This is a genomic window from Winogradskyella ludwigii (assembly GCF_013403985.1).
Taxonomy (GTDB): Bacteria; Bacteroidota; Bacteroidia; order Flavobacteriales; family Flavobacteriaceae; genus Winogradskyella; species Winogradskyella ludwigii.
In genome coordinates this window covers 1,170,013-1,187,782 of record NZ_JABFDF010000001.1, presented here as the reverse complement: position 1 = coordinate 1,187,782, position 17,770 = coordinate 1,170,013, and the positions used below count along the sequence as shown (strand labels likewise).

General features: G+C 32.0%; 12 protein-coding genes. 8 read left to right on the top strand and 4 right to left on the bottom strand.

Going from position 1 to position 17,770, the window contains the following annotated elements:
* Positions 1 to 9: 9 nt before the first annotated feature.
* Complete coding sequence (locus tag HM981_RS04975; protein ID WP_179337467.1) at positions 10 to 2,205, bottom strand: SulP family inorganic anion transporter; 2,196 nt, start codon at positions 2,203 to 2,205, stop codon at positions 10 to 12.
* Positions 2,202 to 3,050, bottom strand: coding sequence for a universal stress protein (locus HM981_RS04970; protein ID WP_179337466.1), 849 nt, complete (start codon positions 3,048 to 3,050; stop codon positions 2,202 to 2,204). Before HM981_RS04970 ends, HM981_RS04975 begins: the two co-directional genes overlap by 4 nt.
* 128 nt (positions 3,051 to 3,178) lie before the next feature.
* Between HM981_RS04970 and HM981_RS04965 the strand changes: the two genes are divergently transcribed.
* The 4 genes from HM981_RS04965 to HM981_RS04950 all read left to right on the top strand — a co-directional run bounded on the left by HM981_RS04965 (position 3,179) and on the right by HM981_RS04950 (position 9,327).
* Positions 3,179 to 5,026, top strand: coding sequence for a cation:proton antiporter (locus HM981_RS04965; RefSeq protein WP_179337465.1), 1,848 nt, complete (start codon positions 3,179 to 3,181; stop codon positions 5,024 to 5,026).
* A gap of 145 nt (positions 5,027 to 5,171) precedes the next feature.
* A complete protein-coding gene (locus HM981_RS04960; protein WP_179337464.1) occupies positions 5,172 to 7,538 on the top strand; it encodes an outer membrane beta-barrel protein in 2,367 nt (788 codons plus the stop codon).
* A 9-nt stretch (positions 7,539 to 7,547) separates the two neighbouring features.
* Positions 7,548 to 8,558 (top strand): sensor histidine kinase, encoded by a 1,011-nt coding sequence (locus tag HM981_RS04955; protein ID WP_179337463.1) that lies wholly within the window; start codon positions 7,548 to 7,550, stop codon positions 8,556 to 8,558.
* Positions 8,548 to 9,327, top strand: a complete 780-nt coding sequence (locus HM981_RS04950) for a LytR/AlgR family response regulator transcription factor (protein ID WP_179337462.1) — start codon at positions 8,548 to 8,550, stop codon at positions 9,325 to 9,327. Before HM981_RS04955 ends, HM981_RS04950 begins: the two co-directional genes overlap by 11 nt.
* Positions 9,328 to 9,392: 65 nt before the next feature.
* Here the strand turns inward: HM981_RS04950 and lepA are convergent, their stop codons facing one another.
* Entirely contained in the window at positions 9,393 to 11,189 is a 1,797-nt protein-coding gene (lepA, locus tag HM981_RS04945) for a translation elongation factor 4 (RefSeq protein ID WP_179337461.1), read from the bottom strand.
* A gap of 177 nt (positions 11,190 to 11,366) precedes the next feature.
* On the opposite strand from lepA, the gene HM981_RS04940 reads away from it, so the two are divergent.
* Entirely contained in the window at positions 11,367 to 13,805 is a 2,439-nt protein-coding gene (locus HM981_RS04940; RefSeq protein WP_179337460.1) for a TonB-dependent receptor domain-containing protein, read from the top strand.
* Between the two features lie 8 nt (positions 13,806 to 13,813).
* On the opposite strand, the gene HM981_RS04935 is transcribed toward HM981_RS04940, so the two are convergent.
* Positions 13,814 to 14,929 (bottom strand): TolB family protein, encoded by a 1,116-nt coding sequence (locus HM981_RS04935; RefSeq protein ID WP_179337459.1) that lies wholly within the window; start codon positions 14,927 to 14,929, stop codon positions 13,814 to 13,816.
* A gap of 150 nt (positions 14,930 to 15,079) precedes the next feature.
* On the opposite strand from HM981_RS04935, the gene HM981_RS04930 reads away from it, so the two are divergent.
* Genes HM981_RS04930 through dusB form a run of 3 tightly spaced genes read left to right on the top strand, consistent with a single transcriptional unit; the run spans position 15,080 to position 17,759 of the window.
* The gene (locus tag HM981_RS04930) at positions 15,080 to 16,324 is read left to right on the top strand and encodes a M28 family peptidase (RefSeq protein WP_179337458.1); all 1,245 of its coding nucleotides are present in this window, start codon (positions 15,080 to 15,082) and stop codon (positions 16,322 to 16,324) included.
* 6 nt (positions 16,325 to 16,330) lie between these two features.
* Positions 16,331 to 16,717, top strand: a complete 387-nt coding sequence (locus HM981_RS04925) for a DUF4345 domain-containing protein (protein ID WP_179337457.1) — start codon at positions 16,331 to 16,333, stop codon at positions 16,715 to 16,717.
* Positions 16,718 to 16,763: 46 nt separating this feature from the next.
* The gene (dusB, locus tag HM981_RS04920; RefSeq protein ID WP_179337456.1) at positions 16,764 to 17,759 is read left to right on the top strand and encodes a tRNA dihydrouridine synthase DusB; all 996 of its coding nucleotides are present in this window, start codon (positions 16,764 to 16,766) and stop codon (positions 17,757 to 17,759) included.
* Positions 17,760 to 17,770 lie beyond the last annotated feature (11 nt).

Below are 17,770 nucleotides of genomic sequence, written 5' to 3'. Positions count from 1 at the left end.
TAAAGGCTATTAAATAGAAATCACTTCTTTTAAACGCTTTCCAAAATCAAATAACGCTTTAACTTCTTTAGTACTTGCTAAACGTTCTTTATTAAAGACTAACAAGCAAGTGCCATTAGACTCCACATGGTAATAAGGATTACTTTCAAAAAAATGTATTAAGTCATCATTAAAAAGAGCCTTTATGGCCGTTTCATTTTCACCTAATAAATAAAAACGTTTGTTAAAATCTGAATGTTCTTGAATAGGAATATCTTTAAAACCAGCAAACGCATATACTTTTTCTAGAAAACCTTCTCTATCTAAAGTAAATGCCGTTATTTTTTTATCTAATTTAATATACAACATGGTAGTTCTTATGGTTTCTTTGGCTATAAATTCACCTTCAGAAAATTCAATATCAAAAATTGAAAGTATGCTGTTTTTGGTCGATAATTTATTATATATATGATCAATAGATTTTGTTCTAAAGAAATGAAATTTATCTAAAAAATGTGTTTCTTTTTCGTTTTTAGAATCGTATGTTAATCCATAATCGTTAGCTAAATCTTCAAGTGTATTTTGACGTCTTGTAAGTCCGCTTTTAAGAATTTTAGGAACCGGAAGTAAGCGTCTAAGTGCAAAAGGATGTTTGGAATCTGAATCGTGAAGATCTAAACCAATAACATCAAAATGACCGTCTCTTTTTATAAATAAATCACGATAGTTATTTAGGTTTTCCATAACCGTATGATCTACAAACTCACAAAGCGAAAAATCAATAATAACATCTCTATTTTCTGGTACAGCATCGATTTTTTCTTTCAACCTATAGAAATTTAAAAAACTACAAAAATGTTTTACACTCACATAGTAATTTCCATTGTCTTGTTCCTCGTACATTAAAACATTAGGTTTTAATACATTTCTAAAAAACAAAGAGGCACTTTTATTGATGATAATATGAATTAAAAAAGTAACCAAAACTCCAGAAAGAATACCTGTGATGAGTCCAACTTTTAAGGTGACAAAAAGGGTTACTAAAAAGATGATGACTTGTTCTTTACCGATTGAAAATATTCTTTTTATAGTAACAGGAGACGCCAGTTTATAACCTGTAAACACCAAAATAGCCATTAAAGCAGGTAAGGGAATTCGAGTTAATTGTGTACTAAAAAGCACAATAAAAATGACAAGAAAAGTGGCATGAAAAAAGTTTGAAGATCGATTACTCGCGTTATTATTAACATTTACAGAACTTCTAGCAATAACAGTAACCACGTTTAAACCACCTAAAAACCCACTACCAATGGTAGCTAATCCTAATGCTTTTAAATCGAGGTTTACATTAGAACGTCTTTTTTCTGGGTCTAATTTATCTACAGCCTTTATACTTAATAAAGATTCTATACTTGCAATTAAGGTTAACGCTAAAACACTAGTCCAAAAAGGAAATGTTCCAACCTTTCCAAAATTCACAGTTGGTATTTGGGCTATGATATCTTTAAATTCTGGAATTCCAGAAATCATATATAATGATGATATTGGATTGGTTTCATGTGCTACAAGTTCAAAATAATAGCTAAATCCAATAGACAGGATAACAATCCACATTGGAGCAGGTATTAACTGTAAATATTTATTTCTTATTTTAGGATAAAACGTCATTATAGCAAGACTTAACACTCCTGCAATGGCTGCGTAGATTAAGCCCGTTTTATCATAATGAATGGCATCATTAATTGTAAATGGTATTTCAATAAGATAATCAATAGTATCTGCGCGTTTAATTTTATGCGCTAACATAATATGAAACTGCTTACCAAGAATAATAAGTCCTATGGCAGCGAGCATCCCTTGTATTGCAGACGATGGAAAAAAATCGGCAAGTTTTCCCATTCTTAAAAACCCTAAGACAGCCAAAAGTATTCCAGAACATATAATGGCGGCATACGCACTTTCTAAACCAAGTGTGGTTATGGCGACTAAAAGGACACCAACTAATCCATTTCCTGGACCAGAAATAGTAACATTACTACCTCCAAAAATGGAAACAACAACACCTCCAACGACAGCAGCAATTATACCTGCTATTGGTGGCGCCTCACTAGCCATTGCCAAACCTAAACCTAAAGGCAAGGCAATAAGACTCACTACAAAACCAGAAAAAATATTCTGAGGTAGTGTTTTTAGAAAAGACTTTATTTTATTGGGTTTTGGACTCATTGAATAATTAAAACATCTGTTGGTAATTCGGTTAATATGTGCTCTATGTCATGAGGAAAAAGCCGATCCCAAAAGGTCATTTTACTAGGTGAATTCATCACTAATAAATCGGCACGAGCAATTTGAGCATAGTGTCCTATAGAATACCCTTTTTTACCAAAAATGGGTTGCGATTTTACAGCTATTTGTTTGGTATGTGCTTCTGGTATATCTTCAATTAAGGCTTTTACGCGAGCATTTTCTCTAAGTTTTATACGCTCTTTTATAATATTAGCTTTTCGTAAAGATTTATCATCTTCAACTTTAATTGCTAATTCATCTTGCGTTATTTCTTCGACAATTGTCACTTTTTTAGCACTTACTGCATTGGCCACGTAAAATGCTGAAGCAATAGTTTGTTTGGTTTTTGGGTCTTTTAGACCATTAACCACAATATGTTCACAAGGTAATCTTTCAATAGAAGGTTTTATAAGCAGTAAAATAGAACATTTGACTTGTCTCGTAATTTTTCTAGCAATTGAGCCAACGTAGTATTTTAAGAAATTCTCACGTTGTAAGGCTCCTAAAATCAGTAAATCAATCTGTTTTTCTTCTGAAGTAGCTAAAATAACATCGACAGGATTACCAGGTTGAAACACAATTTGAACCTCTAAATTATCATTTATAAATGGCTTTAAAATAGACTTAAATTTGGCTTCTTTATCTGCAGATTTATCACCAACATGAATTAATACCAAACGCGATTTAAGCATTAATGCTAACCTAGAAGCTTCATAAACATTAGCTTTTAGATTGGGTGAAAAAGTAACTCCAATTCCTATGGTCTTGAATGGTTTTAAAAACAATATAGATTTAGTTGATTTGTTAGTGAATTTTGAAAGATAACGTATTTTTAAAAAACCTATAGTTATAAAAGCAATTACCTTACTTTATAATTAGATATATTTAGTATTTTCACGTAAAAAGTATATAGATGTTAGAGTTAGCAGGAATCATTATATTAGGCATATTAGCACAATGGATGGCTTGGAAATTTAAAATTCCAGCGATCTTGCCATTAATTTTAATTGGGCTTTTAGTTGGCCCAATTGCAGCAGAGTTTTTAAGCGAAGATGGTACCAAATGGATAGAACCTATTTGGAATGGTGATAAAGGTCTTTTTCCTGGAGAAAGTTTGTTTTATTTTGTCTCGCTTGCCATAAGTATTATACTTTTTGAAGGTGGCTTAACTTTAAAACTAAATGAAATAAAAAATGTAGGACCAGTAATTACAAAATTAATAACTATTGGCTCTATAGTTACATTTTTTGGAGCTGCAGTTGCAGCACATTTTATTTTTGGTCTTACTTGGGAAATCTCATTTTTATTCTCTGGATTAATCATTGTTACTGGTCCAACAGTAATTACACCTATTTTACGAAACATACCTTTAAAAAAGGATGTCTCTACGGTTTTAAAGTGGGAAGGCATTCTAATTGATCCAATTGGTGCATTAGTAGCAGTACTAGTTTTTGAATTTATTAGTGTAGATGCTGGTGGAGAATTTACCAAAACAGCGCTTGTAGAGTTTGGTAAAATTGTACTTTTTGGTTCTACGTTTGGGTTCACTTTTGCTCATGCACTAAACTTAATACTGAACAAAAAATGGGTACCACACTATTTAATGAATGTGTTTTCATTAGCAGCAGTTTTAGGTGTTTTTGTTTTGTCTGATAGTTTTGCTCATGAATCTGGTTTATTGGCAGTTGTGGTTATGGGAATGGTTTTGGGTAATTCCAATTCGCCACACTTAAAGGATATTTTATACTTTAAAGAATCTTTAAGTGTGCTGCTTATTTCAATACTTTTTATACTTCTAGCTGCTAATATTAACTTTGACGAATTACTCTTAATTTATAATTGGGAAACAGCCGTACTTTTCTTATCCATTGTATTTTTAATTAGACCAATAGGTGTATTTTTAAGTACACACGGCTCTAAATTAAACTTCAATGAAAAACTATTTATAAGTTGGGTTGGTCCACGTGGTATTGTTGCTGCTGGTATTGCTTCACTTTTTGGATTAAAATTGGCTAATAAAGGCGTTGTTGGTGCAGAATATATTACTCCTTTGGTATTTGTAATTGTATTAGGTACGGTTTTACTTAATGCTACAACAGCACGATTATTTGCGAGATTAGTTGGTGTATTTCTCACCCAATCTAATGGTATTTTAATTGTTGGAGCTTCAAAAGTATCGCGATTACTTGGTCATTATTTAGAATCTAACGGAAGACACGTTGTACTTATAGATAGTAATCAAAGTAATATTGCAAAAGCCAAAGAATTGGGATTAGAAGCACTGAACACTAATATTTATTCAGATTCACTTGTAGATAATATAGAATTAAATGATGTTGGGTATTTAATGGCAATGACAGGAAGTTCTGATATTAATAAATATGCTATTAACAAATTCCGTGAACAGTTTGGAGAAAATGGATCTTTTAGATTGGTAACTACAGAAGAGATGAATAATCCTGAAGACAACCCTAAAGAAGGCTTGTTTTCTCAAAAAGATGACTATAGCTCGTTAATTAATGTGACACGAAAATATCCATCTATTCAAGAAATCGATATTGAAGATAAAGAACACTACACAAGCCTTATCGAAATCACCAATAAAAATAAGGATATGATTCCTTTGTTTTTGAAAGATGACGATGGAGAAATGCATATTATTTCTTCTTTCAATACTAATGCAAACGAGATTGGTAAAGATTTCAAACTTGTATATCTAGGGAAACCTTTTGATGTAGAAAAGGTAGCACAAGAAGATTAAAAGGGCTTAGATTATGGTTATTGGTTTTTTTATTTAACGGCAATACAACCAATTCATCCCTTTTTTAACCCGTTTCGTCATATTCAGATTTTGAAAAAAGAAAGGTGTCTCTATATTTACATCATCAATCTTAATCGAATCAGATATGAAATCATTTTTATGTAGTTTTTTAATTTTCACTGTTACCTTAGGTTTCTCTCAAAATGTAAAAGGCACTATTACAGACGAGGCTAATGAACCTTTACCATTTGCAAACATTATTATTTATCAAGATGGCGTTAGTGATCCGTTAACAGGGTTGGTAAGTGATAATGCAGGTTATTATGAATTCAAAAACTTAGAACAAGGCAAGTACAGCCTTGAAGTTTCTTCACTAGGTTTCCAAACAGAGAAAACCGAAGTTTTTACGCTAAGCACAGCAGACAAAATCTTCAATTTTACTCTTAAGGAAGAAGCACAAACTTTAGGAGAAGTTGTTATAAAATCTAAACGACCTGTTTTTAAACAAACAGCTGAAAAGCTCATCGTAGATCTCGAAAATTCTGAAATGATAAACACCAACCTAGAGGATGTAATGCGTAAAATCCCGGGTGTTTTGGTATCTAACAATGGTATTTCAATCGCTGGAAAATCGGGAGTAAAAATCTTAATTAATGGAAAAACAACCGAATACATGGATGTTGAAACCTTATTAAGAGATTTTCCTGCAGATAATATTTCTAGAATAGAACTTGTAGAGCAACCAGGAGCAGAATATGAAGCCTCTGGATCAGCTGCAATTATTAATATTATTTTAAAGAAAAATGTGCAGTTAGGTACCAATGGAAATGTAACTTCTTGGATGGGTAAAGACCAAGGTTTTGAATGGGGTTCTGGTTTTTCTATGGCGAGTTTTAAGAACAAACTAAATTGGCAGACAAGTGTTAATTACTCGGAACCAACTTGGCGAGACGATTTGTTTTTAGTGAGAACGGTTGGAACTGAAACTTACGACCAGGCAACAAGAGAACCTTACGATCCTCAAAACTTTTCAATTAGTGGAAATTTAGATTATTATTTAAGTGAACATCATTCTATTGGTTTGGGAGGACGATTTTATAAAAGAACATCGACAAGAACATCCAGTAGTAAAACCATTATTTCTGACGAAAGCAATACTGAAACCTTATTTTCTGAAAATTATTTTGATAGAGATCGTGCTAATTTTAATATCAATCCGTATTACGAGTATAAGACAGAAACCGATAAACTAGTTCTAGATTTTAATTATGTAGATTTTACAAACGATAATACAAATACACTTTCTGATGTTGCAGGTAGTACAGTTGCTTTTACAGATAGAAGGTACATACAAGAAGGAACATTCAATATAAAAACGTATCGAGTAGATTATACCAAAACATTCTCAGACAACCTAAAACTTAGTGCAGGTTCAAGATATGCAGATGTAGAAACAGACAATGATTTGCAAGCTTTAATAGATAACAGCGGAACATTTGATTTGGTAACTGAAGAAAGTAGCCGATTTGTAATAGACGAAACCATATTTGCACTTTATTCTAAAATAAATGCTACAGTAGGAGCGTGGTCTTTTTCTGGAGGTTTGCGTTATGAAGATAGTAATACAGATGGAGCATCTACTTATTTAGATAACGGAACTCTTGTTACAGAAGTGCAAAAAAGACCTATTAAAAAGTTATTTCCAAGTGCTTCAATAAGTAGAAAATTAACGGATGTTTTAGGAGCAAGTGTATCTTACAGTTATAGAATTCAAAGACCATCTTATAGTAGTTTAAATTCTTTTGCTACATTTTTAGATCCGTTTTCTGCAAATGAAGGCAACCAAAATTTAATACCATCTTACACTAATAATTATCAATTTAACCTAACCTATGATGGTCAACCCTTTTTTACAATTGGTTATAGTAAAACAGACGATGCTATTTTCAATTTAATAAAACAAGACAATACCACAGCACAGATTAGGCAACAAGTAGTGAATATTGAAAACAATGAAAATTGGAATTTTAGGTTATTTGCACCTGTAGATTTTACAGAAGGTTTAGAAGGTTACACAGGTATTATTGTTACCAATACAGATTTTGAATCCTCAACATTTAATGTCGATTTAGATAAATGGAATCTAATTTGGTTTTTACAAGCTAATTATGAATTGCCATGGGATATTAATTTTGAATTAAGCGGAAATTATGGAACAGGAGCTTTAGAAGGTCAAGTAGAAATAGATTGGTTTGCAGAATTAGACTTCTCATTTGGTAAAAAGTTTTTAGATGATAAATTGAAAGCTAATCTTGGTTTTAGTAAAATGCTTAACAGAGGTTACATTGGAAATATAGATTATGGTAATGGCCTTGCAGATGTAGAAAGTAATGGCTCTAGACAAAATATTCAATTGAGATTAGCCTACAGTTTTGGATCTAAATACGGGAAAAAGAAAAGTAGAAGCCAAACTTCTAGAGATGAAGAAAACAGAATTGAGGCTAATAATTAATCCATTAAAATGAATAACAAACTTAATAAATCAGATCTATTAGTATTAGCCGTTTATTTTGTTGTGTCTTATTTAATTCAAGGAAAGGCATATTATGAAAGAGGTGCGTTATTAAGAGAATACCTTTTAGATTTTCCAGCCGATTTAATTGCTATTTGTAGTGTAATCTTTTTATTTGTGTTTTGGTTAATTCCAAAATTTGTAAAAGAAAAGAAGTATTTCCTTTTTGCTTTTTTGGGGCTTATAATTTTAATTGTTATCACAGGAATAGAGTATACTATAGGATTCTGGTCTGGGCAAAATGATTGGAATAATTACCCAAAAGGATTAGATTTTGTTATAAATATGATCGATAGAGGAACTTTTCAAACAGCTTTTCCTTTTGCACTATTATTAACTAAAAAGTTTTACGAAGGGCAAAATGAATTTTTAAAAATAGAAAAACAGCAGAAAGAAAACGAACTTAAACTACTGCGTTCTCAATTAGATCCACATTTTTTATTTAACAATTTAAATACGTTAGATGCTTTAATAGATAGCAATCCAACAAGCGCAAAAGAGTATATAAATCGATTGTCTTTAATTTATAGGTATTTAATTAAAACAAAAGATGCTGAGGTCATGGAATTGTCTAAAGAAGTCGCTTTTGCTGAAAATTATGTATTCTTAATTGAAACACGCTTTGCTAATGATTACCGTTTCAATATTGTTAATAATACGAGTTTAAACGATAAATTTATTCCAACAGGAGCATTGCAAACACTACTAGAAAATGTGGTAAAGCATAATAAAATGATAGATGGAAATACGATTGAAACGACCATTTTAATAGCCGAAGATTGGATAACAGTAACAAATACGAATACAAGCACAGGAATCAATCCGGAGTCTTTAGGAACAGGATTAATAAACTTAAAACAGAGGTATCAATTACTAAGCGATAAACAAATTCAAATCAGTGATACAGCTAAGAGCTATAAAATTATAATTCCTATTATTAAATTAAGTGATGAAAAATAAAACCATTAACATCTTAATTTTAGAAGACGAAATTCCAGCGTACCAAAAACTTATAGGGTGTTTGCAAACATTTTTTTCTGAAGGCATAAAGCACGATTGGGCACGCTCAATTAGTGAAGGAAAACTATTATTAAATGAAAAAACCTACGATTTTATATTGTCAGATATTCAATTATTAGATGGTATATCTTTCGATTTGTTTAATAGTGTTTCTATAGATTCACCTATTATTTTCTGTTCTGCACATGATGATTATTTGTTTGAAGCTTTTAACACTAATGGCATTGCTTATATTTTAAAACCCTACACACAAACAGATTTTAATAAAGCTATAGAAAAATACCAAGCCTTATTCCAACAAGGCGATTATAACGCTTTAAATCATTCAACACTAGATACTTTAAGGTTGGCTTTAAAAGAAGAAAACACCAATTATAAAAAGCGTTTTGTTATTAAAAAAACCAAAGGAATTCAGTTATTAAATGCTGCTGATATTAGTGTTGTAGAAGCATCTGGAGATTTTTGTATTGCCACAGATTATGAAGGTAAAAGACATACCATTTCACAAAATATAAGTACTATTTACAGTCAATTAAACCCTGAAAAATATTTTAAAATTAATAGAAGCGAACTGGTTCATATCGATTTTATAGAGAATATAGAAAGCCATTTTAAAAACCGATTACTTATTAAAATGACGGGCTTAAAAGAGACTGTAATGACGAGTTCTTCTACAACAGCAGAGTTTAGAAAGTGGCTTGAGGAATAAAAAAATCCCTTTAAAAAAAGGGATTTTTGATGATATAAATAACATTTGCTTTCGCAGGAATTCGTTTAGTCGTTTAATTTTAAAACAGCCATAAAAGCTTGTTGTGGAATTTCAACATTACCAACTTGTCTCATACGTTTCTTTCCTTTTTTCTGCTTTTCAAGTAACTTACGTTTACGAGAAATATCACCACCATAACATTTTGCAGTTACATCTTTACGTAAGGCCTTTACAGTTTCTCTGGCAATGATTTTTGCTCCAATAGCTGCTTGAATAGGAATATCAAATTGTTGACGTGGAATTAATTCTTTCAACTTCTCACACATTTTTTTACCAATATGATGAGCGTTATCTGCATGGATTAATGCCGAAAGGGCATCTACAGGTTGTGCATTTAAAAGCACATCTAAACGTACTAATTTAGACGCTTTCATGCCTAAAGGATGGTAATCGAAAGAAGCATACCCTTTAGATACTGTTTTTAAACGATCGTAAAAATCGAAAACAATTTCTGCTAATGGCATTTCAAAAATCAACTCTACACGTTCTGTTGTTAAATAAGTTTGATTCACAATCATACCGCGTTTTTCTATACAGAGACTCATTACGTTACCAACAAAATCGGCTTTAGTAATAATCGTTGCTTTTATAAAAGGTTCTTCAACACGGTTTACGGTTGTTGGTTCTGGTAAATCACTTGGGTTATTAACAACAAAAGCCTCATCTGGGTTTTTGTTTGTGTAAGCATGATAAGATACGTTAGGCACGGTTGTAATAACCGTCATATCAAACTCGCGTTCTAAACGTTCTTGAATAATTTCCATGTGAAGCATTCCTAAGAATCCACAACGGAAACCAAAACCTAATGCTGCAGAACTTTCAGGAGCAAATACCAAAGAAGCATCGTTTAATTGTAGTTTTTCCATTGAGTTTCTCAACTCTTCGTAATCTTCTGTATCTACAGGGTAAATACCAGCAAAAACCATTGGTTTTACATCTTCAAAACCTTCAATAATGTTTGTTGTTGGGTTAGCAAAATCAGTGATAGTATCACCAACTTTTACTTCTTTTGCTGTTTTAATTCCTGTTATTAAATAACCAACATCGCCTGCTTTTACACTTTGCTTGGCTACTTGTGTTAATTTTAAAGTTCCAACTTCATCAGCAAAATATTCTTTTCCTGTGGCAACAAATTTAATTTTTTGTCCTTTTTTAATTTCACCATTAAAAACTCTAAAATAAGTTTCAATACCTCTAAACGTATTATAAACAGAGTCAAAAATTAAAGCTTGAAGAGGCTCATTTACATTCCCTTTTGGTGCAGGAACTCGTTCAATAATAGCTTTAAGAATATTTTCTACACCAAAACCTGTTTTTCCACTGGCGTGAATTACCTCTTCTGGATCACAACCTAAAAGATCTACAATATCATCTGTAACTTCTTCTGGATTTGCACTAGGTAAATCTACCTTATTTAATACGGGAATAATTTCAAGATCATTTTCTAATGCTAAGTATAAATTAGAAATTGTTTGTGCCTGAATACTTTGAGCAGCATCTACAATTAATAAAGCACCTTCACAGGCTGCAATAGAACGTGAAACTTCGTAAGAGAAATCTACGTGACCAGGAGTATCAATTAAATTAAGAACATATTTTTCGCCTTCATATTCATAATCCATTTGTATGGCATGCGATTTTATGGTAATACCACGTTCGCGTTCCAAGTCCATACTATCTAAAAGCTGGGCTTGTTGTTCACGAGCAGTTACAGAACCTGTAACGTCTAGCAAGCGATCTGCTAGTGTACTTTTTCCGTGGTCAATATGTGCAATAATGCAAAAGTTACGTATGTTCTTCATGTCTCTTTTCTAAGGCAATGAACTCGTTTAAGCTAGTCCAAATATGTAATTTGCAAATATAATCGATTTCTTGTGCTTTAACGTATCAATTGTTTTTTTATAAAATGTCTCTTACTGTGGGAAAACCACAACATAAAGTGAAAAACAATTTATATATTGCAAGTCTAACTTTTTTTAATGATTATTAACCTAAGACTTTGTTTCTGTGCACTTATCTCTGTGCTTTCGCTTTCTGCGTATGGACAAGACTATTCAGTTTCAGGTCGTGTAGTTGACGCTAATAATAATCCTATAGAGTTTGCTAACGTGGTTATCTTAACCGAAAGTGATGGCGATTATCTCAAGGGAACTTCAACCGATGAGGCAGGTTCTTTTAATTTAATCAATTTATCTGAAGCCACATTTTACCTCAAAATAAGTTATTTAGGTTTTGAAAATTTTAAGCAAAAAATTAAATTAACAGGAAACTTAGATTTAAAAAATATTCAACTTAACGAAATTCCTGAAAATTTAAACGAGGTTACTGTTGTTGCTAAAAAACCAACAATAACACGTAAACCAGACCGCTTGATATTTAATATAGAAAATACGGCTTTAACGGAAGGTTCTACACTTGGTGTTTTAAAAAGTACACCAGGAGTCATTGTTTCAGATAACGGTATTAATATTAAAAATGCACCAGCTACAGTTTTTATTAATAACCGTCGTGTACAATTAACGGCTAACGAGCTTATAAATTTATTAGAAAGTGCACCAGCCCATAGTATTAAATCTATTGAAGTTATTACAAATCCGCCTGCGAGTTATGATGCAGATTCTGGTTCTGTAATAAATATTATAATGAGTAAAAACTTAATTACAGGTTATAGAGGTAGTTTGCTTACTAATTATACACAAGGTGTTTTTCCTAGATATAATACAAGTACAAGCCATTACTTTAAAAACAATAAAATTAACCTCAATCTTAATTACAGCTTTACTAAGAATAAAATTAATAGAGATCAGGATGATACGGTTAATTTTTTGGAGAATCCAGATCCATTACAGGAAGATGTTTATGAGATTTATGAAATATGGGAATCTAATACCAACAGAAATACCTGGTCAGAAACGCACAATCTAAATCTTAGTTTCGATTATTATTTAGATGATAAAAATACGTTGAGCCTTACAAGTACAGGCTTATATACACCATATTTTAAATATCAATTAAAAAATAACACTAATATTAACGATGAAAATTCGGTTTTTAAAGGAAGTTATACATCAGATAATATGTCTAGAGATAACAAGTACAATATTGGTACAGATCTAGTTTTTAGACACGACTTTGAAAATAATGCGAATCTTACATTTAATGCGCATTATACCATTTACGATTATGAGCGACATCAAAATGTATTTACTAACAATTTTGATGCTAATAATGATTTTCTGGATAATTCAGAATTTAACACTATTGCAAATCAGAAGACTAACATAATTACAGGCAAAATAGATTATAGTTTACCAACGAATGAAACTTCTAGTTTAGATTTAGGAGTAAAATATTCTAATATAAATACGGATAGCGATATTGTAAGATTAGATGTTATTGGTGGTTCTGAAGTTATAAATACAGACAATACAGATGCTTTTATGTACGATGAAAACGTATTTGCAGCTTATGGTAATTATAGCACATCTTGGAATAAATGGGATTTAAGTTTGGGATTAAGAGCAGAGCAATCTAATATAGAGGGTAAATCAGTTACGCTTGGAGAAACAAACACTCAAGATTATTTTGGTTGGTTTCCTAACGCAAGCTTATCGCATCAGGTATTAGAAGACATGATTATTTACGGAAATTATAAACGTAGCATTACAAGACCAAGTTATACAAGTTTAAATCCATTTTCATTCTTTTTAAATGAAAACACCATTGTTTTAGGTAATCCTAATTTAGTACCAACGTATAGAGATCATTTTGTAGTTGGAACTAATTTTTTAGAACATTTTACAGTTGAAGCTTATTATATGAATTATGATGGAGATATTGTGGAGTTACTTAGGCAAAATAACCAAACAAACATTGTTGAGATTACACCCACAAATCTAGATAAGAAAGTAGAGTACGGATTTGATTTTCTATTTAACTATGATATAACGAGCACTTGGAATGTGTATGCCGTTACTTCTTTTTATAATAGTACTGAAGAAACTAATTTTGGTGAAGGTTTTGTGAAATTTAATCAGTGGTCTAATTACAGTGCTTTACAGAATAATATTACAATGTTGGAAGATCAAAGTTTAAATGTAAATTTAACGTTTCAATGGGTTGGTAAAAATTTGCAACAGCTTTCAAATGTTGAAGATAGATTATTTTCAGAGCTCAGCATAACAAAGTCAATACTCAATAAAAAAGGTGTGATTTCACTGACAGTAGAAGATTTATTTAATTTACAGAACCAAGAGACTTCACTTAAGTACTTAAATCAGTCTAGTAATAGTTTTGTAGATATAGACAATCGCTACATTAAACTCGGTTTTCGCTACAAATTTGGTAACACAAAACTTAGTACCAACGAGCGTACTACTAGTGAAGAAGAGCGTCAAAGATTAAATGACATGCAATAACGGATTTGTTAATCTTGCCACTCAGCAATAAACAGATTTGTATCACGTCCTCCACCATTATTCCGGTTAGAAGAAAATGCTAAATGTTTCCCGTCATTAGAAAACACAGGGAATGCATCAAACGTTTCACCATGTGTAACACGTTTTAAATTCTTCCCATCAATATCAATTAAATATAAATTGAAAGGAAATCCTCTTTCAGCTTCAAAATTAGATGAGAATAAAACCTTGTCTCCAGAAGGATGAAAAAATGGACTCCAATTAGCATTTCCTAAATCTGTTAATTGTCTTAATTCAGATCCATCAGCATTACAAATGTAAAGTTCCATATCAGTTGGTTCAACTAAGCCTTCAGCTAATAAATCTTTGTATTCTTTTATTTCTTGTTCCGTTTTTGGACGTGATGAACGGAAGATTAATTTACTACCATCTGGAGAGAAGAAAGCACCTCCATCATAACCCAATTCATGTGTAATTTGTTTTACATCGCTACCATCTATATTCATAGTATACAATTCTAAATCGCCGCTTCTAGTAGATGTAAATACAATTTTATCACCTTTTGGAGATACCGTTGGCTCTGCATCGTAACCAACTTCATTGGTTAATTGCCTTACAATGTTACCTTCTAAATCAGCTACAAAAATATCGTAGGTATCATAGATAGGCCAAATGTATTTTCCGTTTTTTCTAAGTGGAGTGTCTGGGCATTCCTCACCTCCAAGATGTGTAGAGGCATAGATAATATGTTTGTTGTCTGGTAAAAAGTAAGCGCAAGTTGTTCTTCCTTTTCCTGTACTTAACATTGGTGGTGCAATACTGTCTGTAAAGGTTTGGTTAGCATTCATTAAAAACATTTGATCGCAACCAACATTCCATTTTGCGTTGTTAGATTGAAACACTAATTGCTTATCATCAAAACTCCAATAGGCTTCTGCATTATCGCCACCAAAAGTGACTTGTCTTATAGATTTAAAATGAATTTCTTCAGGATAGATTAATGGATTTTTAATTTCTGTTGAATCTATAGTAGTTTCTGGTATTGCTTCTGAGACTTTAGCAGTTTCATTTTTACAAGACGAAAATGTAACCAAGAGAATTAAAATAACAGTGATTCTGTTCATAATAAAGGATTATAATAAGTGGCTTTTAATGCCTAATTTTGTGTAAAAATAAGATTTATAGTTGAAATGTATACGAAATACATCTGATAATGATTTAGATCGTTTTTCTAAAATTACATTTCACGTGATTAATTTAATAGATATTTCAAAATGAAAAAATTATTATGTTTATTCCTTTTAATAGGGTTCTTATCTTGTAAAAACGAACCAAAAGTTGCCGAAAATAACATTAAGGAAGATGTTTCATTTTTAGCTAATGATAAATTAGAAGGTCGCCAAACAGGAACACAAGGTGAAGTTTTAGCTTCAGAATATCTTATAAAACGTTTTAAAGAAATTGGAGTTCAGCCAAAAGGAACAGAAGGTTTTTTACAATCCTTTTCTTTTAAACCTAAAACAGATCCGCATAGCGAAGTTGTATTTACCACTAACGCAGATAGTACTATAACAGGGCACAATGTCATTGGTTTTATAGATAATAAGGCTAAAACAACCATTGTTATTGGTGCGCATTACGACCATTTAGGTTTTGGAGGCGAAGGATCTTTATATCGTGGTAAAGACAAAGCCATACATAACGGAGCAGATGATAACGCGAGCGGAGTTGCTGTAATGTTAAATTTAGCAAGTCGCTTAAAAGTAAAGAACGATCAAGCGGAAGTAAAAGACAAAAACAACTATTTGTTTATGGCATTTTCTGGAGAAGAAATGGGATTATTAGGTTCTAATTATTTTTCTAAAAACCCAACAATTGATGCAGCATCTATCAATTACATGATAAATATGGATATGGTTGGAAGAATGAAAGTTGATAGTACTTTGGCTGTTTATGGTACAGGAACGTCGCCAATGTTCAAACAAACCTTAAAATCTAATAACGATAAATTCAAACTTGTTGAAAATGAAAGTGGAGTAGGCCCAAGTGATCATACTTCGTTTTATTTAGTCGATATTCCGGTGTTGCATTTTTTTACAGGTCAGCATGAAGATTACCATAAACCAGGCGATGATTCTGAAAAATTGAATTATGAAGGCATGGATCTTATTTCAGATTACATCTATGATATTATTAATGATTTAGATGATAATGGAGAACTAGCCTTTAGAAAAACCAAAAATGAAAGCGAAGAAACACCACGTTTTAAAGTAGGTTTAGGCGTTGTTCCAGATTATTTATACGACGGAAAAGGCATGCGAATAGATGGTACAAGAGAAGATACACCAGCGTTTAATGCAGGTTTACAAAAAGGAGATGTAGTTTTAAAACTCGGTGATAGTACTATTTCAGACATGATGAGTTATATGCGAGCTTTATCTGTTTTTGATAATGGAGATGAAGCTGCTATTTCTGTTAAACGAGGTGAAGAGGTGATTGACACTAAGGTAAAATTTTAATTCATAATGTTGAAGACCAAACAACAAATCATCACCAAAATTCATTTAATCATTTCGGTTCTGATTGTTGTTCCTGTGGCTTTTGTTTACGGTTTTAATCCAAGTTCTGAGTTCGATATTCACCTCAATACTATTGACGAGCACAATTTCTTTAAAGCCATAATGGGTTTGTATTTAGGCTTTTCAACCTTATGGATTCTAGGTGTTTTTAAAGTAAATTATTTAAAACTTGCACTGGTTACCAATATTATTTTTATGCTAGGTTTAGGGTCAGGGAGAGTATTAAGTTGGTTTGTAGATGGTGTACCAACTTTTGGTTACCAATTTGGAACGTTTGCTGAGTTGTTTTTAGGTTTTTATGGACTTTGGGCAATGAAATACCAAGACAATTAGTTTCATATTTTTAAAATAACTTAGTTTTGCATCAAAATATATACACTTGGTTAAAATAGGCGACATAGAATTACCTGACTTTCCTCTGCTTTTAGCACCTATGGAAGATGTTAGTGATCCACCATTTAGAGCACTTTGTAAAGAGCAAGGCGCAGATGTAGTATATACTGAGTTTGTTTCTAGTGAAGGTTTAATTCGTAACGCAGCAAAAAGCGTTATGAAGTTAGATATTTACGAAAAAGAACGACCAGTTGGTATTCAGATTTTTGGTGCTAATATGGAAAGCATGTTGCAGACCATTGATATCGTAGAAAAGTCGAATCCAGATATTATAGATATTAATTTTGGTTGCCCTGTTAAAAAGGTCGTGTCTAAAGGAGCAGGAGCAGGTATATTAAAAGATATCTGTTTAATGGAACAACTTACTGCCGAAATGGTAAAGCGTACTAATTTACCAGTAACTGTGAAAACCAGACTAGGTTGGGATCACGATTCCATAAAAATTGTTGAAGTTGCAGAACGCCTACAAGATGTTGGTTGTAAAGCCATTTCAATTCATGGTAGAACCAGAGCGCAAATGTATAAAGGTGATGCCGACTGGAAACCTATTGCAGAGGTGAAAAATAATCCTAGAATGCATATTCCTGTGTTTGGAAATGGAGATATTACTACTCCTGAAAAAGCTATGGAAATGCGAGATAGTTACGGTTTAGATGGAGCTATGATTGGTAGAGCAACTATAGGAAATCCATGGTTTTTTAAACAAGTAAAACACTTTTTTGAGACCGGAGAGCATCTAGCACCAATTTCTTTAGCCGAGCGCGTAGACGCAGCGAGAAGACACTTACAAATGGCAATTGACTGGAAAGGTGAAACTTTGGGTGTTTTTGAAACAAGAAGACACTATACGAACTATTTTAAAGGTATTCCTCATTTTAAAGAATATAGAATGAAAATGGTAACTAGTGACGACTCTAAAGATGTATTTGCCGCTTTTGATGAGGTTTTAGATAAGTTTTCAGGCTATCAGTTTACTGAATAATTATAGTGGAT